The sequence below is a fragment of the Ruegeria sp. H8 genome (assembly GCF_056532905.1).
In genome coordinates this window covers 58058-80789 of the sequence record NZ_JBQFNY010000007.1, presented here as the reverse complement: position 1 = coordinate 80789, position 22732 = coordinate 58058, and the positions used below count along the sequence as shown (strand labels likewise).

Annotated in this window: 28 protein-coding genes; 14 read left to right on the top strand and 14 right to left on the bottom strand. The window is 58.6% G+C overall.

The window, feature by feature from the left end:
* Positions 1 to 45: 45 nt before the first annotated feature.
* Genes lptB through ACR0A2_RS15935 form a run of 5 tightly spaced genes read right to left on the bottom strand, consistent with a single transcriptional unit; the run spans position 46 to position 3489 of the window.
* Complete coding sequence (lptB, locus tag ACR0A2_RS15955; RefSeq protein WP_152459766.1) at positions 46 to 804, bottom strand: LPS export ABC transporter ATP-binding protein; 759 nt, start codon at positions 802 to 804, stop codon at positions 46 to 48.
* Complete coding sequence (locus ACR0A2_RS15950; protein ID WP_480447230.1) at positions 804 to 1295, bottom strand: LptA/OstA family protein; 492 nt, start codon at positions 1293 to 1295, stop codon at positions 804 to 806. The genes lptB and ACR0A2_RS15950 overlap by 1 nt, the downstream gene beginning before the upstream one ends.
* 3 nt (positions 1296 to 1298) lie before the next feature.
* Positions 1299 to 1880 (bottom strand): LPS export ABC transporter periplasmic protein LptC, encoded by a 582-nt coding sequence (locus ACR0A2_RS15945; protein ID WP_245218082.1) that lies wholly within the window; start codon positions 1878 to 1880, stop codon positions 1299 to 1301.
* A gap of 29 nt (positions 1881 to 1909) precedes the next feature.
* Complete coding sequence (locus ACR0A2_RS15940; protein WP_171171788.1) at positions 1910 to 2878, bottom strand: KpsF/GutQ family sugar-phosphate isomerase; 969 nt, start codon at positions 2876 to 2878, stop codon at positions 1910 to 1912.
* The gene (locus ACR0A2_RS15935) at positions 2875 to 3489 is read right to left on the bottom strand and encodes a ribonuclease D (protein WP_480836044.1); all 615 of its coding nucleotides are present in this window, start codon (positions 3487 to 3489) and stop codon (positions 2875 to 2877) included. The genes ACR0A2_RS15940 and ACR0A2_RS15935 overlap by 4 nt, the downstream gene beginning before the upstream one ends.
* Positions 3490 to 3622: 133 nt before the next feature.
* Here ACR0A2_RS15935 and ACR0A2_RS15930 point away from each other — a divergent pair, with 133 nt between their 5' ends.
* The 8 genes from ACR0A2_RS15930 to ACR0A2_RS15895 all read left to right on the top strand — a co-directional run bounded on the left by ACR0A2_RS15930 (position 3623) and on the right by ACR0A2_RS15895 (position 10791).
* Positions 3623 to 3880, top strand: coding sequence for a metal-sensing transcriptional repressor (locus tag ACR0A2_RS15930; RefSeq protein ID WP_152459761.1), 258 nt, complete (start codon positions 3623 to 3625; stop codon positions 3878 to 3880).
* A gap of 3 nt (positions 3881 to 3883) precedes the next feature.
* Positions 3884 to 5203, top strand: coding sequence for an MFS transporter (locus ACR0A2_RS15925; protein ID WP_480836041.1), 1320 nt, complete (start codon positions 3884 to 3886; stop codon positions 5201 to 5203).
* 52 nt (positions 5204 to 5255) lie between these two features.
* A complete protein-coding gene (locus tag ACR0A2_RS15920) occupies positions 5256 to 5684 on the top strand; it encodes an Lrp/AsnC family transcriptional regulator (protein WP_152459759.1) in 429 nt (142 codons plus the stop codon).
* A gap of 73 nt (positions 5685 to 5757) precedes the next feature.
* A complete protein-coding gene (locus tag ACR0A2_RS15915) occupies positions 5758 to 6456 on the top strand; it encodes a transglycosylase SLT domain-containing protein (protein WP_480836039.1) in 699 nt (232 codons plus the stop codon).
* Between the two features lie 69 nt (positions 6457 to 6525).
* On the top strand, positions 6526 to 8553 hold the full coding sequence (gene flhA, locus ACR0A2_RS15910) for a flagellar biosynthesis protein FlhA (RefSeq protein WP_480836224.1): 2028 nt from the start codon (positions 6526 to 6528) through the stop codon (positions 8551 to 8553).
* The gene (locus ACR0A2_RS15905; RefSeq protein WP_480836037.1) at positions 8550 to 9323 is read left to right on the top strand and encodes a flagellar biosynthetic protein FliR; all 774 of its coding nucleotides are present in this window, start codon (positions 8550 to 8552) and stop codon (positions 9321 to 9323) included. The genes flhA and ACR0A2_RS15905 overlap by 4 nt, the downstream gene beginning before the upstream one ends.
* On the top strand, positions 9320 to 10408 hold the full coding sequence (gene flhB / locus ACR0A2_RS15900) for a flagellar type III secretion system protein FlhB (protein WP_480836035.1): 1089 nt from the start codon (positions 9320 to 9322) through the stop codon (positions 10406 to 10408). Before ACR0A2_RS15905 ends, flhB begins: the two co-directional genes overlap by 4 nt.
* On the top strand, positions 10405 to 10791 hold the full coding sequence (locus ACR0A2_RS15895) for a hypothetical protein (protein ID WP_480836033.1): 387 nt from the start codon (positions 10405 to 10407) through the stop codon (positions 10789 to 10791). The genes flhB and ACR0A2_RS15895 overlap by 4 nt, the downstream gene beginning before the upstream one ends.
* A 33-nt stretch (positions 10792 to 10824) precedes the next feature.
* On the opposite strand, the gene ACR0A2_RS15890 is transcribed toward ACR0A2_RS15895, so the two are convergent.
* Genes ACR0A2_RS15890 through ACR0A2_RS15850 form a run of 9 tightly spaced genes read right to left on the bottom strand, consistent with a single transcriptional unit; the run spans position 10825 to position 15369 of the window.
* Positions 10825 to 11310, bottom strand: a complete 486-nt coding sequence (locus ACR0A2_RS15890; protein WP_480836031.1) for a flagellar basal body-associated protein FliL — start codon at positions 11308 to 11310, stop codon at positions 10825 to 10827.
* A gap of 30 nt (positions 11311 to 11340) precedes the next feature.
* Complete coding sequence (flgH, locus tag ACR0A2_RS15885) at positions 11341 to 12072, bottom strand: flagellar basal body L-ring protein FlgH (RefSeq protein WP_171120216.1); 732 nt, start codon at positions 12070 to 12072, stop codon at positions 11341 to 11343.
* Entirely contained in the window at positions 12072 to 12488 is a 417-nt protein-coding gene (gene flgA, locus ACR0A2_RS15880; protein WP_480836028.1) for a flagellar basal body P-ring formation chaperone FlgA, read from the bottom strand. The genes flgH and flgA overlap by 1 nt, the downstream gene beginning before the upstream one ends.
* Entirely contained in the window at positions 12488 to 13273 is a 786-nt protein-coding gene (gene flgG, locus ACR0A2_RS15875) for a flagellar basal-body rod protein FlgG (protein ID WP_480836026.1), read from the bottom strand. Before flgG ends, flgA begins: the two co-directional genes overlap by 1 nt.
* A 21-nt stretch (positions 13274 to 13294) precedes the next feature.
* The gene (locus tag ACR0A2_RS15870; RefSeq protein WP_480836024.1) at positions 13295 to 14005 is read right to left on the bottom strand and encodes a flagellar hook-basal body complex protein; all 711 of its coding nucleotides are present in this window, start codon (positions 14003 to 14005) and stop codon (positions 13295 to 13297) included.
* Positions 14005 to 14277, bottom strand: a complete 273-nt coding sequence (locus ACR0A2_RS15865) for a flagellar biosynthetic protein FliQ (protein ID WP_152459750.1) — start codon at positions 14275 to 14277, stop codon at positions 14005 to 14007. Before ACR0A2_RS15865 ends, ACR0A2_RS15870 begins: the two co-directional genes overlap by 1 nt.
* Before the next feature lie 4 nt (positions 14278 to 14281).
* The gene (gene fliE / locus ACR0A2_RS15860) at positions 14282 to 14572 is read right to left on the bottom strand and encodes a flagellar hook-basal body complex protein FliE (RefSeq protein WP_171666661.1); all 291 of its coding nucleotides are present in this window, start codon (positions 14570 to 14572) and stop codon (positions 14282 to 14284) included.
* Positions 14573 to 14584: 12 nt separating this feature from the next.
* On the bottom strand, positions 14585 to 14971 hold the full coding sequence (gene flgC, locus ACR0A2_RS15855; RefSeq protein ID WP_170345698.1) for a flagellar basal body rod protein FlgC: 387 nt from the start codon (positions 14969 to 14971) through the stop codon (positions 14585 to 14587).
* Between the two features lie 11 nt (positions 14972 to 14982).
* Positions 14983 to 15369 carry a FlgB family protein gene (locus ACR0A2_RS15850; RefSeq protein WP_480836021.1) on the bottom strand — a complete coding sequence of 129 codons (387 nt, stop codon included), beginning with the start codon at positions 15367 to 15369 and terminating at the stop codon, positions 14983 to 14985.
* A 105-nt stretch (positions 15370 to 15474) separates the two neighbouring features.
* On the opposite strand from ACR0A2_RS15850, the gene ACR0A2_RS15845 reads away from it, so the two are divergent.
* The 6 genes from ACR0A2_RS15845 (at position 15475) to ACR0A2_RS15820 (ending at position 22691) form a co-directional block, all read left to right on the top strand.
* Entirely contained in the window at positions 15475 to 16794 is a 1320-nt protein-coding gene (locus ACR0A2_RS15845) for a FliI/YscN family ATPase (protein WP_480836222.1), read from the top strand.
* A gap of 85 nt (positions 16795 to 16879) precedes the next feature.
* Positions 16880 to 17719 (top strand): flagellar motor protein MotB, encoded by an 840-nt coding sequence (locus ACR0A2_RS15840; protein WP_171120122.1) that lies wholly within the window; start codon positions 16880 to 16882, stop codon positions 17717 to 17719.
* A gap of 91 nt (positions 17720 to 17810) precedes the next feature.
* Positions 17811 to 19106, top strand: a complete 1296-nt coding sequence (locus ACR0A2_RS15835; RefSeq protein ID WP_152459745.1) for a flagellar hook protein FlgE — start codon at positions 17811 to 17813, stop codon at positions 19104 to 19106.
* 32 nt (positions 19107 to 19138) lie between these two features.
* Positions 19139 to 20590, top strand: a complete 1452-nt coding sequence (gene flgK, locus ACR0A2_RS15830; RefSeq protein WP_480447200.1) for a flagellar hook-associated protein FlgK — start codon at positions 19139 to 19141, stop codon at positions 20588 to 20590.
* Between the two features lie 2 nt (positions 20591 to 20592).
* Positions 20593 to 21600: a flagellin gene (locus tag ACR0A2_RS15825; RefSeq protein ID WP_480836018.1), complete on the top strand. Its 1008-nt coding sequence runs from the start codon at positions 20593 to 20595 to the stop codon at positions 21598 to 21600.
* Entirely contained in the window at positions 21597 to 22691 is a 1095-nt protein-coding gene (locus tag ACR0A2_RS15820) for a flagellar basal body P-ring protein FlgI (RefSeq protein WP_480836016.1), read from the top strand. Before ACR0A2_RS15825 ends, ACR0A2_RS15820 begins: the two co-directional genes overlap by 4 nt.
* Positions 22692 to 22732: the final 41 nt, after the last annotated feature.

Here is a 22732-nt window from a genome sequence, read left to right as displayed (position 1 = left end):
ATATACGCGATTTCCGCCATGCATCCGACGCAGACCATAACAAGCCTATGAAATACGGAAGTTTTCGCCAAGATAGACACGGCGGACATTCTCGTTCTCGACGACCTCGTCCGGTGTGCCCGACATCAGAACCTGCCCGTCATGTAGGATATAGGCGCGGTCGACAATTTCCAGCGTTTCCCGCACGTTATGGTCGGTGATCAGAACACCGATCCCCCGTTTTTTAAGGTCGGCAACCAGATGTCGGATATCGCCGACGCTGATCGGGTCAACACCCGCAAATGGTTCGTCCAGCAAAAGATATTTCGGGTCTGCGGCCAAACATCGCGCTATCTCAACGCGGCGGCGCTCACCGCCGGAAAGGGCAAGAGCGGGCGCGCGGCGCAGATGTTCGATCGAGAAATCCGACAACAGCTCTTCCAGCCGTTCTTTCCGCCTGTGAGCATGAGGAACCGTGATATCCAGTACCGCGGCGATGTTGTCCTCGACGCTCATGCCGCGAAAGATCGACATCTCCTGCGGCAGGTAACCGATGCCCATTCGCGCACGCCGGTACATCGGTAACGTCGTAACATTCTGGCCGTCAATCGTGACTTTGCCGGCCTCTGGGAAAACAAGCCCTGCCACGGAATAAAAGGTCGTGGTCTTACCCGATCCGTTGGGTCCCAACAGGGCAACGACTTCGGACCGGTCCAGTGTCATCGAGACATCGCGGATCACCGTTTTCTTACGGTAGGATTTCCGCAGTTTCTCGATGCGCAGCCCGGAATTGCCTTCGGCCACTGACAGGTCGGGTCGCGCCATCAGTTGTTTCCCTGCTGAAGGATCGTCTTGACGCGTCCGGTCATGGTCGCTGTGCCCGTTGTCAGATTGGCGTTCATCTGATCGCCGCTGATGATGCTGGGGCCTTGCGTCAGCAGGACATTGCCTTTCATGACGATCACACCGGATTCGATCGTGTATTCTGCCCAATCGCCCTCTGCCGCATCGGGCGGGCTGACCAGAACAACATTCTCGGTGGCTTCCATCCGTTCAATCGCCGAACGTTCCTCGTTGTAGATCACGAGAACCCGTTCAGCGGTCAGCCGCATTTCGCCCTGAATGACGACGACATTTCCGAGGAATTCGGCAGAACCGTCCTCCTGGTTGACGTTCAATATTTCGGATGTGACCTCGACCGGAAGGCTCGGGTCGGCATTTGCAGAACCAAAAGCCACCTGCGCCTCCTGCGCAGTCGCGGTTACGGCACCTGCAAACAGAGCAAGGCACAAAGGAACAAAACGAAAATCGAACACAGGTTATCTTTCTGCTTTTTCAGGCTCGTATACCAGCTTCACGCCGTCTGTAAAAACAATATGGACCGGTCCGTCCTTTTTTTCAGTCCCAAAGGTCATGCGGCCGGCGGAAAAATTGCCGATCGGCCCGGTTCCGTTCACCCGCCCCGGCGTGTCGCCCCGGATTTCGTCCAGCGACGTGTTGAGCAGGTCAGTCGTGACTTGAAGCCCGTCGGCAGTGGTAATCACCACGTCGCCGACAAAAGTTGCCGTGCCCTCATCAGGGCGGATCAAACCTGAATTGGAATCCAGAAATATCGTTCCACCGCTGAGAAGCCCCAGCCGGCCCCGAAATTCGGATGCGGTCGGGGTTTCGTCTTCGCCGCCCTGCTTGGCTTGGATGGCTTCGATCTGAACATCCTCGCCTTTGCGGGTTGTCCCGCGATATTTCGGCTGTGTGACCACCTGTTGCGCCAACCGCTCGTCAATGTCTTTTTCTGCGAATGGCACTGATACGTTGGTTTCGATGCTGCGGGATAGCAGGAACACTGTAGACAGCATCAGAATGGCCGCAAGCGGCAACAGAACCTTCAGGAACTGTACCATGCGGGAATACCTGTCCAATTCGGCCTCCCTCAGCCCAGACCGACGCGCAAGCAGTCGTGGATATGCAGAAGACCCAGCGCCTGCCCGGATGCAGCCTCGTCGACCACAAACAGCGAAGTGATCTTGCGATCATTCATGATCGCCACCGCCTCTTCGGCCAATGCGTCCGGTGTTATGGTGGTCGGATTGGCGGTCATGACCTGCTCGGTCGTTTTGTCCAGCAGACCGTCCATGTGTCGCCGCAAGTCACCGTCCGTAATGATGCCCGACAAATGCCCCTGCGCATCCGTTACACCGGCCACGCCGAAACCCTTTTGGCTGATTTCGATCAGCGCGTCGCTCATCGGGGTGTTCGCCGCGACCAGAGGCAAGGCGTCGCCGGTATGCATCAGGTCACGCACCGTACTCAGCCGTGCACCCAGCTTTCCGCCGGGGTGGAAGGCGCGAAAATCCTCGGGGCGGAAGTCGCGATACTTCATCAGCGCAATGGCCAGCGCATCGCCCATGGCTAGGGTTAGCGTCGTCGAGATCGAAGGCACCATGCCGAAACCGCAGGCCTCGCCCATCGACGGTATCAGCAGATGCACATCGGCCTGTTTCATCAACGTGCTTTCTGGCTTGCTGGATAGCCCGATCAGCGGAATGCCAAAGCGGCGCGTAAAGGCAAGCAGGTTGGCCAGCTCGGGCGCTTCGCCCGAATTCGAAATCGCCAGCACCACATCGCCTTTGGAAACCATGCCCAGATCGCCATGGCTGGCCTCGGCCGGGTGCACGAAATAGGCGGGCGTTCCGGTACTGGCCAGAGTGGCGGCAATCTTGTGGCCGATATGGCCCGATTTTCCGATGCCGCTGATGATGATGCGCCCGGTTGCTTTCAGGATAAGATGCACCGCCTCTGCAAAATGCTCGTCAAGGCTGTCGGCCAGCACGTCCAGCGCGCGGGCCTCGTCGGTGACGACCTGGCGGGCGGTTCTCAGGAATGCTTCGGTGTCGGTCATGAGTGTGCAAAGATATCCGTTTCGGGCCAACCGGCGAGGTCCAGCTTCGCACGCATCGGCAGGAAATCAAAACAGGCCCGCGCCATCTCGGTCCGGCCCTCGCGCGCCAGCCGTTTGTTCAACTCGTCGCGCAGGCGGTGCAGATAAAGAACGTCCGAGGCCGCATAGTCCAGCTGAGCATCCGTGAGGGTATCAGCGCCCCAATCGCTCATCTGCTGTTGTTTCGAGATATCCACGCCGATCAGTTCCTGGCACAGGTTCTTCAGCCCGTGGCGGTCGGTGTAGGTGCGCACCAGCCGGCTGGCGATCTTGGTGCAGTAAACCGGCGCGGCCAGGGCGCCAAAGGTGTGATACATCGCGGCGATGTCGAACCGCCCGAAATGGAACAGCTTCAGGACATCGGGGTTTTCCAGCATGGCACTCAGGTTCGGGGCTTCGGTCTGGCCCTTGTCCACCTGGATGATATGGCTGTTTCCGTCACCGCCTGACATTTGAATCACGCACAGGCGATCGCGATGCGGGTTCAGCCCCATGGTTTCACAGTCAATGGCCACAACGGGGCCCAGATCCAGCCCATCCGGCAGATCGTTTTTGTACAAATGGTTCGCCACGCGACTATTCCTTTGTGCGATATCGCCCCCGAGATAGGCGGTTTGGTCCCCAAACTCAACGCCGTCCGAAAGTCGCGGGCCATTCGATGCCAAATCCTTGACCATATCCCCATCGGGAGGATATGGATAAGCCATGTCAGACAACACCCACCAGTCACATTCGCAGATCACGGCCCGGCTGAAGCGGGCCCATGGGCACCTGGCCAAGGTCATTGCCATGCTCGAAGAGCACGCGCCCTGTTCGGACGTCGCCCAACAGTTGTTTGCAGTAGAAAAAGCCGTCACCAATGCCAAACGCGCTTTGATTCATGATCATATCGAACACTGCCTGTCCGCTGACGACGATGGCGGCGGGATCGAAGACTTCAAGGCGATTACAAAGTACCTCTAAGCCATGCTGAGTATTCTGAAACACCGCACCTACCGCCACCTGTTCGCCGCCCAGATCGTTGCTCTGACCGGAACCGGGCTGGCCACGGTCGCCCTTGGGCTGCTCGCCTTTGATCTGGCCGGGAATGCTGCGGGACTTGTCCTTGGCACGGCACTGACGATCAAGATGGTGGCTTATGTCACCGTTGCACCGCTCGCCGCTGCTTTTGCCGAGCGTCTGGATCGTCGCAAGATGTTGGTCGTGCTGGACCTGATCCGCGCAGCGGTTGCAGTGTGTCTGCCTTTCGTGACTGAAGTCTGGCAAATCTACGTGCTGATCTTCGTGCTCCAATCGGCGTCGGCGGGCTTTACGCCCGCCTTTCAGGCCACGATTCCAGACGTTCTGCCAGACGAAGCCGAATACACGCGTGCCTTGTCGCTGTCACGCCTGGCCTACGATATGGAAAGCCTGCTGAGCCCGATGTTCGCCGCCGCATTGCTGCTGCTGGTCAGCTTCAACAGCCTGTTCTGGGGTACCGCGCTTGGTTTTGTCGCATCGGCATTGCTGGTTGTCTCGGCCGTGCTTCCGTCGCCCAAACCAAGCCGACCCCGCGGTATCTATGACCGCACCACACGCGGCATACGTATCTATCTGAAAACACCCCGGTTGCGCGGGCTGCTTGCGCTCAGCTGGAGTGCGGCGGCCCTGAGCTCGATGGTAATCGTGAACACCGTGGTCATCGTGCGTTCCAATCTGGGCCTGTCGGAAAGCGCGGTGGCCATTGCCCTGGCGGGGTTCGGGGGCGGATCGATGCTTGCAGCCTTTACCTTGCCCCGCCTTCTGGACCGGATCGAGGACCGTCGGGTCATGGTCGCGGGCGCCGTTTTTGCCACTGGCTCCATGGCCGTCGCCGCGATGTTGGCCGCAATTGCTCCTCTGTCGCTCGGGTTGCTGACCGCGTTGTGGGCATTTACCGGTTTCGGATACTCCACCACCCTGACACCTTCGGGCCGCCTTTTGACCCGGTCGGCCCACCCCGAGGATCGCCCAGCCGTCTTCGCCGCACAGTTTACCCTGTCGCATGGCTGCTGGCTGGTTCTTTATCCGCTGGCGGGGTGGTTGATGACCGTGTTCGGCCCGACCGTCACACTCAGCAGCATGGCGACGCTGTCCGTGGCGGGCGTCGTCGGTGCAATCGGCCTGTGGCCGCGCCTCGACCAGGAACCGATCACCCATGATCACCCCGACCTGCCGCCCGATCATCCACATCTGGCCGGGTCAGGCCCGCACGCGCATCCGATCATAATCGACGATCTGCACCCGCGCATCCCGCGCGAACCCTGAGCGAGCGCTTCGACCTGATCTCAACCCGCAATGACCACAAACCAGAGCCCCAATGGACCAGCTTGACCGTCGCATCATCGCCGCCCTGCAAGCCAACGCACGCGCCTCGACCACGCAGATTGCGACCACGCTGGGTGTTGCCCGGACAACCGTGCACGAGCGAATTAACCGGATGGAACAGCGCGGCCTGATCGAAGGATACTCCGTGCGCCTCGGGTCCACCGAAGACACGCCGAAAGTGCAAGTCATCGTCATGCTCGAAGTGCAGCAAAAGGAAACCAGCCGGATCATCAAGCGGCTCGAAGCCTACCCCGAAGTCAAACTGTGCCTGTCGATCAACGGAGAGTTCGACCTTATGCTGTCCGCAGAGGCGCCGAGGCTGGAGGATCTGGACATTCTGGTCGATGACCTGGCGAAAATTCCCGGTGTCCTGCGCACCAATACCAGCGTTGTTTTCGGGCGCAGGATAGATCGAAACTGAAGCGGCGATAACTCTCTGTAAACCGATCGTTGGCTAGCTTGGCCGGGAGAGATCAGAATCCCGGACCGGCAGAATGCCAAATCAGAAGTTCCCGCTGTTACTCATGTTGGTGCATGTGCTTTTGGCGCAGGCAGGGTTTGCCATGCCAGATGCCAAAACCGGTGACCTGTGCGATCATGCCGCGCGCCGCGCCGCTTTGTCCGAAGGCGTGCCCCTGGACGTGCTCCGCGCCATCTCGCGCGTTGAAACCGGGCGCAGGCTGGACGGCCGGTTGCAGCCTTGGCCCTGGACAATCAACGTCGGCGGTCAGGGATACTGGTTCAAGTCCGAGGTCGAAGCCAAGGCCTATGCATTCAAAATCTTCAAATCGGGCACCCGCAGCTTTGATGTCGGCTGTTTTCAGATCAATTATCGCTGGCACGGCAAAGCCTTCCGTTCGATCGACGCGATGTTCGATCCAGATGAGAACGCGACCTACGCCGCCCGGTTCCTGAATGAACTCCATGCCGAGCTAGGTTCGTGGCCCGCAGCCGCGGGGGCTTATCATTCCCGCACGACACCCCTTGCCGAAGCTTACAAAGAGCGGTTTCAAACGGTGCTGGCACAGCTCGAAGGGGCCCCCCGAACCCGGGTTGCGGGCACGTCTCGGGATCCGTTCACCGAGGCCGGACTCCCCTTGATTCCCATTCCGACGGCCTCGCCCCGCACCGGCGCGCTTGGGTCTCTGGTGCCAGCCGCAGGCGCCGCAACCGCGTTTATCGCCTTCAACTAGGAGTTTCGCGTGCCCAAGGTAAACATCCAGTCGCTGTTTTCGCCTACTGTCCTGCTGGCGATTGCGCTGATGACGGTCATCGTCATGATGATCCTGCCCATGCCAGCCTGGGTGCTGGACGTGGGGTTGGCGGCCTCCTTTGCCCTGGCCATCCTGATCTTCACCCTGACGCTGTTCATTGAACGCCCGCTGGACTTTTCGTCCTTCCCGACGATTCTGCTGGCGTCTTTGATGTTGCGCCTGTCGCTGAATGTGTCGTCGACGAAACTGATCATCGGGCAGGGGCACACCGGCCCGAATGCTGCAGGAGACGTGATCGAAGGTTTTTCCAGTTTCGTCATGGGCGGCAGCATTTTTCTTGGCCTGGTGGTGTTCGGCGTGCTGCTGATCGTGAATTTCATGGTCATCACCAAAGGCGCCGCCCGAATGGCCGAAGTCGGCGCGCGCTTTGCGTTGGACGGGATGCCCGGCAAACAACTTGCGATCGACAGCGACATGTCCGCCGGGGCAATCGATCATCAGCAAGCCAAGGAACGGCGAGAGCTGGAACAGCAGGAGACGACATTCTTTGGCTCTCTCGATGGTGCGTCGAAATTCGTGAAGGGAGACGCCGTCGCCGGGCTTCTGATCACGTTGCTGAACCTCGTCATGGGCCTGGTCATGGGCGTCGTCGTGCATGGAATGCCCGTGGCCTCGGCGTTCGAAACCTATGCGATTCTGACCGTCGGCGACGGGTTGGTGTCGCAAATTCCCGCCGTCATCATTTCCATAGCGTCTGCCCTGCTGCTGGCACGGGGCGGCACGCAGGGGGCAACAGACACCGCCATCTTTTCTCAACTCGGCCGCCACCCGGCAGCATTGTCCACTGTCGCGGTGCTCATGGTCCTGTTCGCGCTGGTGCCCGGTCTCCCTTTTTTGCCATTCATCCTTGGCGCGGCCATTCTGGGATACGCGGCTTACAATGTTCACCGAAAACAGCAAGACGCAACCGCATCGGCAAACCTGCCCTCGACCGAAACCGAAGCGCCGACATCCCAAGCTATCGGCGACATCCTGGACCTGGATGATGTCCATCTGGAGTTCGCGCCGGATCTGGTCAGCATGGTTCTGAATCCGGGCACCGGGCTGGACGCCCGAATTGCCAATATGCGGACCTATGTGGCGTCGACCTTTGGCCTGATCCTGCCCGAAATCCGCTTGACCGACCGCGCCGACCTGCCGACCGGAACGTATGTGATCAAGGTTCAGGGCGTCGAACAGGCACGCGGTGTCTTGCACCCCGATCTGATCCTGGCGCTCGTGCAGGACGGTTTAGACCTTTTGCCGGAGGGCAATGACGTGACCGAGCCGGTCTATGGTGCTCCGGCACGCTGGATCCTGCCCAAGGATCAGGAGGACGCCGCGCTGAGCGGTGCCACCATAGTTTCACCGCCCGAGATTCTTGCAACCCATCTGCTGGAGATCATCAAACAGAACTTCTCGCGCCTGCTGACACTGAAATCCCTCCGGCGCCTGCTGTCGGAAATGACCCGCCTGAGCGACCCGGTACGCGCCGAAGCCAACCGTAAGCTGCTGGATGAACTGATCCCCGACAAAGTGCCGATCGACACGTTGCACGCTGTTCTGCGCCTGTTGCTCGACGAACGTGTGTCGATCCGGAACATGGCGCTGATTCTTGAAAGTGTCGCCGAGGCGCGGCTGACCACAACCCAGCCCGAAGGCATCTGTGAACTTGTGCGTCAGCGTCTTGGCTTTCAGTTGGTCGCGGACATGAAGCGCGAGGATGGTTCGATCCCTCTGATCCAGTTGGCCCCGGAATGGGAGGACACATTCGCCTCTTACCAGATCGACGCCCCAAATACCGGCATGGATGTCGCGCTGCCCCCGAACGTGTTCAACAAACTGGCCGACGGAGTCGTGAGCACCATCGCCAAATCCGCTGACAACGGTCTGTTTCCAGCCGTCGTGACCTCGACCCGGCGTCGTCGGTTGCTGCGCACCGTCATGCAAGCACGCGGCGTGTCCAACCCGGTTTTGTCCTTCGAAGAAATCGGGCTGGAAGCCAAACCTGCCTTGGTCGGAACTGTTGCAGCGTGATTGCCCTGCCGCCAGAGATGCTGTCGCAGCTGGCCGAAGCAATCTGGCAGGCCTTTGTCGTGTTTCTGCGCGTTTCCGCTCTTGTTTCGCTGCTTCCAGCTTTCGGTGAGCGCAGTATTCCGACACGGGTAAAGCTTGGTGCTTCCGTTGCTTTCACGCTGATCATACTGCCCGCTGCGCCCCCCGTCAGAATAGATCCCAGCCTTTGGGCGACCGTGCGGCTGGTCGGCACCGAAGTTCTGATCGGGCTTGTCCTGGGGATAGGCCTGCGCCTGTTCGTTCTCGCGCTGCAAACCGCGGGGTCCATTGCGGCTCAGTCCACGTCATTGTCGCAACTGCTGGGTGGCGCGGCGGCCGATCCGATCCCCGCCATGGGATACCTGCTGACCCTGGCAGGACTGACACTTGCCGTAATCATGGACCTGCACATCCGGGCCGCGCAGTTCCTGATCCAGAGTTATGCCCTGTTCCCAATAGGGCTGGCACCTGATGCCGCGGATGCGTCGCGCTGGGGATTGCATCAGGTCGCCAACAGCTTTGGGCTGGCTTTTGCACTGGCAACACCGTTCGTCATCGCCTCTTTGATCTACAACCTGGCACTTGGGGTCATCAACCGGGCAATGCCCCAGCTGATGGTGGCCTTCGTTGGTGCTCCTGCAATCACCTTCGCCGGGCTGTTTCTGCTGTTCGCCGGTACACCGCTGATCCTGTCCGTGTGGGCTGACGCGCTGGTTGCCTTCTTCACCAACCCGATAGGAGCGCAAAGATGAGCGCAGGTGATGACGACAGCGACAAGTCATACGAGCCGACACCGCAAAAGCTGCTGAAGGCGCGCGAGAAGGGTGAGGTTCCAAAATCCAACGACTTGTCGGTCGTGGCGGCATATACCGGGTTTCTGACCGCCCTGCTCACAGTCGGTCAATACAGCGTCGAGCATATGGGCACCGGGTTCATGGTTCTGATCGATCAGTCCGACGCATTTGCACGGCTTCTGACGGATGGGCCATCGCATGCTCCGGTTGCGGGGGTTTTGAAAAGTGCCCTGCTGCCTGTTGCTTTGCTGTTCTGTCTTCCTGCGGCGGCTGTTCTGCTGAACTTGATCGCCCAGCGCGCGCTGATCTTTGCCCCAAGCAAATTGAAACCAAAGCTATCGCGTATCTCTCTGGTTTCGAACGCTAAGAACAAGTTCGGGCGGGGCGGCCTGTTCGAGTTTGCCAAAAGCACCACCAAACTGTTGATCTACAGCACCTGCCTTGCGCTTTTTCTGAAAGCCAATCTAACCGAGATTCTGTCTGCCAGCGCGGCGCCGACAAAGTCATCCATTCTGCTCATGATGAACCTGCTGTTTCGCTTTCTGTTCATCGTGATCGCAATCGCACTGGCCATCGGGGTTGTCGATTTCCTTTGGCAATATGCCGAACACATGCGCAAGAACCGTATGTCGCGCAAGGAGATCATGGATGAAACCAAGGATGCCGAGGGCGACCCTCATGTCAAACAACACCGGCGCCAGCGCGCGCAGGAAATCGCAACCAACCAAATGTTGGCAGATGTTCCCGGCGCGGATGTCGTGATCGTAAACCCCACCCATTATGCTGTGGCGCTTAAATGGACACGGGTTGCCGGCAGCGCCCCGGTTTGCGTTGCCAAAGGGGTGGACGAAATCGCCGCCACCATCCGATCCGCCGCAGGAGAAGCAGGCGTTCCGATCCATTCAGACCCTCCCACAGCTCGCGCCCTTCACGCGACCGTGGACATAGGTCAGGAGATCACCGAAGAGCACTATCGTCCTGTTGCCGCCGCGATCCGGTTTGCCGAAGCGATGCGAAAACGCGCGAAGGAGCAAGTTCGATGACTCACACGCAATTACCCGATCTGGAAAAAGTGACCAACGCGGCGTTTCAGAAGCAATTTCAAGCGCTGCGACCGATCCTGGAGGCCGAGGCACGGATCAAGCAGCAACTTGCCAGATTGGACGGTCAACTCCGTCAGGCGCGCCAAGACAGCACCAAGGTCGAAGGCTATCAGGTTTCAGGGACCGACGTTCTCTGGAATAGTTGGGAGTCCGCGACGCGGAGACAATTGAACCTGCAACTGGCACGAACTCGCGCGCAGAAACTGGCCGGAATGGAAGCTTTGCGTACTGCCTTTGGGCGAAAACAAGCGGTGGAAACACTGCGGAAGAAAGTTCAGCAAGCAAACCGAAAAGCAAATGCCGAAAAGCACTTCGGGCCCTAGCTTGACCGACCCGGCGTATCGGGCCGGTCAGTGTCAGCTGTCTTGTCGGTTTACACTCAGGATCAGCACTTTGGACACGTCGTCGCCAAATTCGTTGCGCGCCACTTCCAGCAAGGAATTCCGCAAAACATCCAGGTTCCCGGATTCTGTAAAGGTCCCGTCAAAGCCGCCCGTGTTTGCATGGTCAAAAAGAACCTGAAGAAAGCCATCCCTGAGTTTAGGCTCGATTGCATAAAAGGTTTCTGTAATGGCCGGGTTCGCCTCAAGGCTCAGCGACAGCGTTACCATGGCTTCGATCTGGTCGTCACTTACAACGGGGACGACGAATTGCTTGGTCATTTTCAGATAACCATAGCTTTCCCCCTTGCCTTTTTCCTTTGATTTCCCGGTTTTCTTGCCGGCCGCCTTGTCTTCTTTGACTGCTTCTTTTTCGGCACCGGCAGTTTCAGGTTTTTTTGCAGGTGCAAGAACCAGACCCGCGCCAATACCCGCGCCGAGTCCAACAATCAGAAAAATCACGGGAATCAATTTCGCAACCACGATCTCACCTCAGAACGGCAAAAGGGAATCAAGAACTTGCTGACCATAGCGGGGTTGCTGGACATCCGTTATCTGCCCTCTGCCGCCATATGACACGCGCGCTGACGCGATTTTGTCATAGGTTATTTCGTTTTGCCGCGAGATGTCCTGCGGGCGGACATATCCCGTCACAAGAAGCTCTCGCAGTTCGAAGTTGACCCGCAACTCCTGGGATCCCGATATTGAAAGAACTCCGTTCGGCAACACATCCAGCACTGTTGCGGCAACACGCAGAGTCAGTTTTTCGTTTCTCCTGACGGATCCCCGGCCAGAACTCGAGGAATCCGCTTCAATCGAAACGGCTTCATCCAATGACGCGCCCTGGGGCAGGTTCTTTTGCACGCGCTGAGGCAGGCCGAAGAGGCTGGGGACTTCGAGGTTCTCGGACCCAGATCTGGATCGTCTGGTATTGTTCGAAATTTCTGCCTTCTCGTCCAACTCGATGACGACGGTCAGGATGTCGCCTTTCTTGATCGCCCGCTGGTCGCCCAGCAACGAATGCTGCCCGCCGCTCCACAAAGAGGACCGGTCGACGTTTCGCTGGGGTTGGGTGTGCAATGGCAATCCCGGCCACAACATTGCAACCTGTTCCGGGGAATCCTCGTTGGGTGTGAAACTTGGCGGTTTGCCCAAATGATCCATTCGACCACATGCGGACAAGGCAAAAGCCGTCAGGACAAGGGTTTTTGGCAATCCGTGCATCACTGTACCTCGATTTGACCGTCCGGACGGATTCGGCCTGTTACGGTTGTTCGGGATGAAAGGTTCATGACCCGAATGCGATCCCCCGCCGCGCCGCGCCCCAAGGCCCGGCCCTCTGTGGTGATCGACAAGGGTTGGCTGCTGAACACCAGCACGACCAGATCGTTTCGATCCACGATGGCAGGTGGCCCGACATCAGAGCCGCGAATTGGCCGACCAGGGTAGAGCGCCACCCGGGCCTCTTGTCCGATCAGAAGATCAGGGTCTGAAATTGCATCGGCAACATCTGTTGGCTTCAACTCGAGATCGGCCGCAGAAATGACTTCCTTGGCCCGGATCGTGCGTGTCGGCACCACAATGTCAGCCTGGGCGGCAATTGGCGCCATAAGCACCAGAGAAAGAACCAGATGTCGCATCACCGTACCTGCGTTGTCGCGCTCATCATCTGGTCCACCGCCGTGATGACTTTGGCATTCATCTCATAGCCGCGTTGCGCTTCGATCAGCTCGGTAACTTCGCGAACGGCGTCAACCGAACTGTCTTCCAGATAACCCTGCCGCAAAGTTCCCAGACCGTCTTCGCCCGGCGTACCCAGAACCGGAGCACCCGAAGCTTCGGTTTCCTTGAACAGATTGCCTCCGACGGCTTCCAGGCCTTTGGCGTTCGAAAAACTGGCCAGCGTAAACTCCCCAAGCAACTGACCTTCGGGGGAATCGTCAAAATACGCATAGACTTCGCCCGACACGTTGATCGAAACAGAACGCGCATCGTCAGGGATGGTGATTTCCGGCGAAACCGCAAACCCGTCAGAGGTGACGATCAGGCCCTCTGCCGACCGCTTCAAACTGCCGTCGCGCGTATACGCGGCCTGACCGCTGGGCAAGGTCACCTCCAGATATCCGCGACCTTCGATTGCAACATCCAGGTCGCTCCCGGTGGCCGACAAGGCCCCTTGTTCCAATTGCACTGTCACCGCGGCCGGTCGCACACCCAGACCCAGTTGAATACCCGTGGGCAGAACCGTTCCGTCCGACGCGTTCACGGTGCCGGCCCGCGCCATCTGTTGATAATGCAGGTCGGCGAATTCGGCCCGTCGGGCGTTGTAGCCGGTGGTATTCATATTCGCGAGGTTGTTCGAGATCGTCTCAACCCGCATCTGTTGTGCTGTCATCCCGGTGGCGGCAATTTTAAGGGCCCGCATGTCCAACTCTCCTCATCCAAATCAGCGCATCAGCGCCTTGAGTGCTCCACGCACGCGCTCATCTTCACTCTCAAGAAAGCTTTGCCCCAGCTCATAGGCGCGCTGGATTTCCACCAAACGGGTCACTTGCTGAATCGCATTCACGTTTGACCCTTCGAGAAAGCGATGCAAAACCACCGGCTCGTCGACCGGCTCAATTGCACCGTCGGTGCGGAAACGAGTGTTTCCTTCGCGTACAAGTTCGTTCGTATCGGCGACGTTGAAAACGCCCAGCTGACCCAGAAGCTGACCATCGACACTCAGCGTTCCGTCGCTGCCGACATCGATTGACGCTGCGTCAGGCGGGATGAACACAGGCGCGCCATTGGCATCGAGCACGCGCGCACCATCCATTGAAACCAGATCGCCATCGGCATTGGGAGAAAAGCTGCCAGCCCGCGTCAGCCGGTTGCCATCCTGGGTTTCGACCATGAAGAACCCGTCGCCCTCGATGGCAAAATCAAATTGCCCGCCGGTTTGCGTCAGCACGCCTTGTTGTATTGACGAATTTCGCGCCTCGGCCCGGCTCATGGAGAGGGAGGGGCTGTTCGGCATATCTCGAATGTATTCCGAGAACACCAGCCCCTGCTGGCGATAGCCGGTCGTGTTGGCATTTGCGATGTTATTCGCCACCAGGCGCATTTCGTTCATCAGCCCGGACTGGCGGGACAGGGTGACATAGGCGGTGTCCATCAGCGACCTCCTGCGATCAATGGAACAAGCGTACCGGTGAAAAACGTAACAAGGGTCTGAGTCATGAACCCCATCGAGATCCAGAACACGACGACGATGGCGATCAGTTTGGGAACAAAGGTCAGTGTCATTTCCTGTATCGACGTCAGGGCCTGAAACAGACCAACGATCAGGCCTGACACCAGAGCAACAGCCAGAATCGGGACCGATGTGATGACGGCGATCCAGAGAGCCTGACGCACGATGTCATAGAAAAGACCTTCGCTCAGCATGGTATCAGACCGGCATCCGAAGGATTTCCTGATAGGCCTCGACCACCTTGTTGCGAACGATCACAGCTGTCTCGACGGCCAGTTCGGTCTGTGCCAGCGCTTGCACCAGCGCGTGCGGGTCGGCTTGCCCGACCATCGCGGTCTGCGACATCTGCTCGCTGTGTTTCAACGTGGATGCAAAGTCCTGAAAACTTGCCTTCAGCCCCTGCACCATGCCCGAGCGATCTGGGTCGGCCTGGGTTGCAGGACGGGCGCCGGCATAATTCTGCGCGGCGGTCAAGGATCGGATGTCCATTCTGGCTGTCCTTTATTTTCTGAGCAGTTCCATCAACGACGACGACATTTGCCGTGTCTGATCGAACATCTTGAGGTTAGCTTCGTAGCTCCGCTGCGCCTCACGCGCGTCGGCTATTTCGATCATCAGATCGACATTCGATCCCAGATAGTGACCACTGGCATCTGCCATCGGGTGGCCGGGGTCGAAAATTCGTGTCAGGTCGCGTCGATCAAGCTTTACGCGGCCAGCTTGCACCACGTTCTGACCATCTTTTTCTATGGTCTCAAACGGCACCGTCTTGCGCCGGTACCCGGGCGTATCCGCATTCGATATGTTTTCGGACACGTGGCGCAGCCGGGCTGCCTGCGCGCGCAGGGCGCTGGCGGATGCCGCAAGTGAGTGGGAAAAATCGCTCATCCTCGGCCTCCTTATCCACGTCCCAGACTGGTGCGAAGGATGTTCATCGAGGATTTGTAGATCGCCAATGCGCGGTCGTGCTGTCGTTTGACCTCGACCGATTTCAGCATCTCTTCTTCAAGCGATACGCCGTTACCATTTGGATCACCCGACGGAGCGGCCTGGTGCTCTGCCCAGGGCTGTGCACCCGTAGCGCCATGCAGATGACCCCGCCGCGTGGCCATCATGGTCACTTCGCGTCCCGAGGTTTCAAGTGCTTTGTGGAAGGGCTCGATATCGCGCGGCTGGTAGCCCGGCGTATCCGCATTGGCCATGTTGCGCGCAATCACCGCCTGCCGTTGCCCGGCATGGGTTGCCATTGCGTACGCGGTCTTAAGGACGTTCAAGTCATAGAACATCGGGGCTTCTCCCTCGATCAATTTCAATCAAGGCTTAACCCCGATTCCTTTAGAAACCGTTTTCAGAACCCAATTGGAGAACCCAAGATGTCCGATCTCGACCCGATGCTTCTGAAACATGAATTCGATCGGATGACTTCGATCCGCCACGTGGGCCTGGTCAGCGGCGTCGCACAAGGGTTGATCGAGATCAGTGGCCTCAACGAACATGCGCGAATCGGAGACCTGCTTACATTACGGCGGCGCGCGGGGCCCGATCTGGCCGGCGAAGTGCTGCATGTCGGTGCAGACCATATCCACATGATTCCGGGGTCCGCCCCGGACGGTGTCAGCCTGGGGGACCGTGTGTACCTTGATCCCTCGCCTGGATTCGCGCCCGCATTGCACTGGCTTGGGCGCGTCATTGATCCGTTTGGCAAACCGCTGGACGGCAAACCCCTGCTGAACGGGCCACAGGATCGCGACATCATGCAAGCCCCACCGCCTGCGGTGGCGCGCAAGCCATTGGGAAAGCGGATGGCCACCGGACTATCGGTTCTCAACACCATGCTGCCGATTGTACGCGGTCAACGCGTTGGGTTGTTTGCGGGATCGGGTGTGGGGAAATCGACGCTGCTGTCGACGCTGGCGCGCTACATGCAGGCTGACGTGGTTGTGGTGGCTCTTGTCGGCGAACGTGGGCGTGAAGTGAACGAGTTTGTTGCCCGCGCCATAGGCCCGGAAGCCATGAAGCGCACTATCGTGGTCGCTGCGACGTCCGACCAGTCTGCATTGGCGCGCAGACGGTGCGCGTGGTCGGCCATGTCGGCGGCCGAGTTCCTGCGGGATCTGGGGCTGAACGTTCTGTTTCTGGCCGATTCGGTAACCCGTTTCGCGGAAGCGCACCGTGAAATCGCCGTTGCCATGGGCGAAGCCCCGTCACTCCGAGGGTATCCGCCCTCTGTCACCCCCCTGATAGCCAACCTGTGTGAACGCGCAGGCCCCGGCACGCAGGAGCAGGGTGATATTACCGCCGTATTCAGTGTCCTGGTTGCGGGCTCCGACATGGATGAACCCATCGCCGACATTCTGCGCGGTGTGTTGGACGGGCATATCGTACTCAGCCGCGAGATTGCCGAACGCGGGCGCTTCCCGGCCATCGACCTCAGCAAATCCGTATCCCGCAGCCTTCCAGAGGCCGCGTCAGAGGCCGAGAACCAGATGATCAACGAAACCCGCAAACTTGTCGGCAGCTACGAACAATCTGAAGTCATGATAAAGGCCGGGCTGTATTCAGAAGGATCAGATCCGCTCTTGGATCAGGCCGTGCGCGTTCATGAGGAGTTGGACGCGTTTTTCGGCAAACCCGATTCCGAAGGAATTGAAAACAGCTTTAACCGCTTGTCCCTGATTCTGCGCCGTGCCTCGGCCGGCCTGCCGCGTTAGTGAACTCGGAACAGTTTTAAGTATTAAGGCCGCCTTAAGACCTGCACTGCTATTCCAATAGTCGGGTGATAAAAAGGTGGTGGAGATGGGTGCGCAAACCAATGCGGCGCCAATCATCATCAAGAAGAAGCGTGTATCGGGTGGCGATGGCCATCACGGTGGCGCGTGGAAAGTCGCATATGCCGACTTTGTGACGGCCATGATGGCCTTCTTCATGTTGATGTGGCTGCTGAACGCAACAACGGAACAGCAACGAAAAGGGTTGGCGGATTATTTCGCGCCGACAATCCCGCTAAGCCCGGAATCCGGCGGCGGGGACGGGGCGTTTGGCGGCGACAGCATGCTGTCTGAAGAAGTGCTGCTGCGAGACGGTCAGGGTGCCACGACCACACATCCGACCGAATCGCATCAGGCCCGTGGCTCGATCGGAGTGAATGCCGAGGGCGGCGGCAAAGGGGCCAAGGAAGATTTCTCTACGTTGGAGGCGCAACTGCTGGGGCGCACGGGTGAAAGCGAGGTCTCGGACAAACTGCTCAAGCATATCGTCACACGGGTCACCGATGAAGGATTGGTGGTGGAACTGTTCGACACCGACGATCAGGCATTGTTCGAATCGGGTTCTGACAAGCCAACCAGCTTTTTGCGGTCCCTGGCCCTGATCATCGCCCGAGCCTCGGATCTTGTCGTCAATTCGATCGCCGTCGAAGGGCATGTCAGCGCGTCTCCGGTTGTGCAGGCGCGCAACACTGCCTGGGAACTGTCCACGGCAAGGGCCCAAAAATTGCGTCAATTGCTACAGGACAAGGGCGTTGCGGCACAAAGGATGGATCGTGTTACGGGCCATGCAGACCGAGAATTGTTCGCCGACAATCCCATGGCTGCGCGGAACAACAGGATCGAAGTGATCTTTCTGCGCCAGCCCTAAATGATAGAGCGTATTTTACATGTTAGCGCGCTGTTAAGGGGCAGCGCGTTACCTGTTGCATCAAAGACGGACGCAACAGAAGGGCGCACCCATGACCATTTCCTCTTCGCTCAATGCCGGTGTGGCGGCGCTGAAAGCCAATGCCAACAGGTTGGCGACGATTTCCGACAACATCGCGAATTCTTCAACCTACGGGTATAAACGGGTCGAGACGGATTTTCATTCAATGGTCACGTCGGGCCAGGGTGGCAGCTATTCGGCAGGCGGCGTGCGGACGACAAGCCAGCGCATGATTGATCAACGCGGGCCCCTGGTGACGACGAGCAACTCTACCGATCTGGCAGTTCGCGGGCGCGGCATGTTGCCTGTGCGCCCCAGTTCGCAGATCGGGAATAATTCGAACGAGATGCTACTGACCACCACCGGGTCGTTCCGCACCAACGAAGAAGGGTATTTGGTTACCGAATCAGGCCTTGTTCTTCTGGGGTGGCCCGCGGCACCTGATGGCACTATTCCACCGGTTTCGCGCGATACACCCGCCGCGCTTGAACCCATTCAGCTGAGCGTGAACCAGCTGTCGGGTTCACCAACCACAGAAATGAAACTGCGTATGAACCTTCCGGCCACGGCGACAAATGCGGGCGCGCCGGGCGACGTTCAACCTTTGTCGGTTGAGTATTTCGATAATCTCGGCAAGTCTGAAAGCGTCGATATCCAGCTGATCCCAACGGTTCCCGCAACCGGCAGCAGCAACGAATGGACCATGGTCTTGCGTGACTCGGCGTCGGGTGGCGCAGTCATCGGTGAATACACGCTGACATTCACCGACAACCGTACGGCAGGCGGCACTCTGGCCAGCGTCACACCTGTTTCTGGCGGAGCTTATGATCCAGCAACGGGCAGTGTCATGGTCAACGTCGCCGGCGGAGCGATGGAGGTCAATATCGGCCTGATCGGAGATGCAGACGGGATAACCCAATTGTCCGACACGTTCGCGCCTGTTTCGATCACACGTGACGGTTCTGCCGTGGGAACAATGACCAGCGTTCAGGTCGATGAGAGAGGATATGTCTACGCGTTCTACGACACCGGCGTCAGTCGCCGGATGTACCAGATTCCGTTGGCAGATGTACCCAATCCCAACGGTTTAACCGCGTTGGACAGTCAGACTTACGCGCCTTCCCGTGAAAGCGGTACCTTCTTTCTTTGGAATGCCGGCGAAGGCCCGACCGGGGATCTTGTTTCTTTCGCGCGTGAGGAATCCACCACGGATGTAGCGACCGAGCTGACCTCATTGATTCAGACGCAACGTGCTTACTCCTCCAGCGCCACGGTGATCCAGACGGTGGACGAGATGTTGCAGGAAACGACAAACCTGAAGCGTTAATCCAGCTCTGACCCCAAGAAAGGAGCGGCCTCATGAACATGTCGACAGCACTCAATAACGCATTGGGCGGGCTGACTGCGGCCAGTCGCGGGGCAGCTGTGGTGTCCGGAAACATCGCGAATGCGCTGACCCCCGGCTATGCGCGCCGGTCCCTGGAACTTGCCACAAGCCCAATTTCCGGAAATGGCGTACGCACCGTTGGCGTGATCCGGCATCAGGATCCGGTTTTGACCGCCAACAGACGTTCGTCTGATGCCGAACTCGCCTATCGGTCGGACGTTTCAGATTTTCACGCACGGTTCGAACAACTGGTGGGGTCTCCTGATGGCGGCCCTTCGCTGTCTACTCGTCTTTCCTCGTTGGAAAACGCCTTTATCACGGCGGCCAGTCTGCCTGACTCGATCGAACGGCTGGATCAGGTTGCACGCTCGGCCCGCGATCTGACCAACGAGCTGAACGCGGCGTCCGAAGGCGTACGCCAGGCACGCTCGGATGCTGATCGAAAAATTGGCGCCCAGATCGACACCCTGAATCAGACTCTGAAAGATATCGAAGACCTGAACGCCAAGATTCCCGCCGTTCAAAACTCTGGCGGTGACATCGGTGCCCTGCTGGATCAGCGGCATGTCCTGATCGACCAGGTCAACACCCTGATCCCGGTCAATGTCGTGCCGCGCGCCAATGATCAGGTATCTCTGTACTCTGAGGGCGGGCTGATCCTGCTGGAAGGCACAGCCTCGGAGTTCACTTTTTCCACGACCGGCGAAACAAAGCCTCACATGACCGTGGCAAATGGTCTGTTGTCCGGCCTGGAGATGAACGGCAACCCGGTACGGACAAGCGGAGACAACGCTCAAATCCGCGGCGGGGCACTGATGGCGCAGTTCACCATCCGCGACGACTTGGCAGTCGAGGCGCAGGTTCAGCTCGACACGGTTGCAAGGGACCTGATTGAACGATTTGAAACGCCCGGTTTGGATTCGTCGGCTCTTGCGACAGATCCTGGTCTGTTCACCGACGATGGCAACCGATTTGATCCTGCATCTGTTGTCGGGCTTGCATCACGGATTTCACTCAATTCAACCGTGGACCCTGACAAGGGCGGGGACAGTTGGAAACTGCGCGCGGGTCTGGGTGCCGCAACTCCGGGTGATCCCGGGCAGGCTGCTCAATTGCGCGCGTTCGGAAACATATTGAACGACGCACGTCCGGTACCCGGCGGGCTGTTCGGCACGGGAAACATGCGCGCTGCCGAGTTGACCGAGGCCCTGTTGTCGAAAGCGGGCGCACACGCCCATGCCGCAGATCAGCGCAAGACTTTTGCAAACAGCTTCCAGCAGCAAATGGCGCAGATCGAGGCCGCGCAGGGCGTGGATACCGATCAGGAACTACAGCGGCTCATGCAGGTCGAACAGACATATGCCGCAAACGCTCGTGTCATCTCGGTTGTTGACGAGCTTATGGAAACTCTTCTGAGGTTGTGACCATGAATATCACTTCTATCGGCGATTTGGCGCGAGGAATGACCTTGCGAACCCGCGCAACAGATATCAAAACCCAGATCGAAACCCTGTCTTATGAAATGTCCACCGGGCGGGTACAGGACGTCTCGGGGCGGCTTGGCGGGGATTATTCGCAAATTCTGGATCTCGACCGCAGCCTCGCCAGACTCGACGCCTTTGGCATCGCAACGTCCGAAGCGGCCCTGTTCACCGATACCATGCAACTGAGCCTGAAAACCTTCGGAGATTCGGTCGGAGACATGACCGCGTCTTTGCTGGCCTACGGAACCGCCAATCAGCCCGTCAATCATGAACAAGCGTCCCAACAGGCGAAGAATGAACTGGACACGATGATCTCGGCACTGAACACGCGCGTAGGAGGGCGCAGCCTGTTTTCCGGTACCGCCACCGATGTGTCGCCCCTGCAATCTATGAACGATCTTTTGACGGCGCTGAAATCGCAGTTGACGGGGCTTGCCACGGTCGCTGATATCAGGCTGGCGGCAGAAAACTGGTTCAATGACCCAGCCGGTTTCGACGCCGTGATTTATCAGGGGTCAAACAGCACACTGTCTCCGATGCAGATTTCGGAAAACGAAGGCGTCACGCTGCCGATCACGGCAACGGACCCGGCGTTCAAGACCGCACTCAGGGATGTCGCCGTTGCGGCGCTGGCCACCGACAGCGCATTGGCACTTTCCCCCGATCAACGCACGGCTTTGTTCACGCAGTTAGGGGTCGATCTGGCCAACGCAAAGGATGCCACTGTCAAGCTCCGGGCAAAGGTCGGGGCGGCCGAAGCCCGCATCGAAGAGGCCGCAACACGCAATTCCTCGGCCCGAACCAGCCTAGAATTCAGCAGGAACGAACTGATCGCGGCCGATCCTTTTGAAACGGCAGCGAAACTGCAAACGGTGCAATTTCAGTTGGAAAGCCTGTATTCCGTAACCGTTCGCAATGCGAACCTGTCGCTGGTGAACTTTCTGAGATGAGGGCGCTGATATTTCTCCTGATTTTCCTTCCCGGCATGGCTTGGGCTGGGACAATCCGTCTCAAGGACCTCGTGAATTTTGACGGTGTGCGGGGCAACGATCTGGTGGGTTACGGCCTGGTGGTCGGCTTGAACGGAACCGGCGATGGGTTACGCAACGCGCCCTTCACCGAAGAAATCATGTCCAATATCCTCGAACGTCTTGGCGTCAACGTCACAGGTGAGGATTTTCGGCCCAAAAACGTGGCAGCGGTATTGGTCACGGCCAGCCTGCCGCCTTTTGCACGGGTGGGTGGTCAAATCGATGTAACGGTTTCAGCCATAGGCGATTCAAGCAGCCTGTTGGGTGGAACATTGATCATGACCCCGCTTAACGCAGCCGATGGCCAAATCTATGCGGTCGCGCAGGGCACAATCCTTGCAGGTGGCGTTTCGGCTGAAGGAGAGGCAGCCTCGGTCGTGCGTGGGGTGCCGACTTCGGGCGTGATCCCATCCGGTGCAAGGGTCGAGCGTGAAATTGACTTCGACTTGTCAACTCTCACTCAGATGCGCCTTGCACTCAGAGAGCCCGATTTCACCACAGCCGCGCGCATCGAAACCGCGATAAACACTGAGTTCAACAGAGCCGTGGCGATCATGCGGGATTCCGGAACGGTTGAGATCAACGTCGCGGCGACGCAGGCGGTTTCGACAGCCCACGCTATAGGGCGCATCGAAAACATTCTGGTCGAGCCTGAATCGAAAGCGCGCGTTGTTGTCGATCAGCGCTCTGGCACCATTGTCATGGGGCAGGAGGTCCGAATTTCGCGCGTTGCGGTGTCTCAAGGCAACCTGACTCTGACGGTTCAGGAAGCACCGATTGCGGTGCAGCCTAACCCGTTCGCCAGAGGTGAAACAGTGGTCGTGCCACGTACAATCGCAGGGATCGAGGAAGAAGAGGGAACCGGCCTCGCCGAAATCCCCGAGGCCACCACGTTGTCCGAGGTTGTCGCAGGTCTGAACGCGCTTGGGGTCTCGCCTCAGGACATGATCGACATTCTGAAAACGATCAAGGCAGCAGGCGCGCTGCATGCGGAATTCATCGTCAGGTGAAGGGCACCGCCAGCTGGATGGCGCGCTGCTGGCACGCCCAC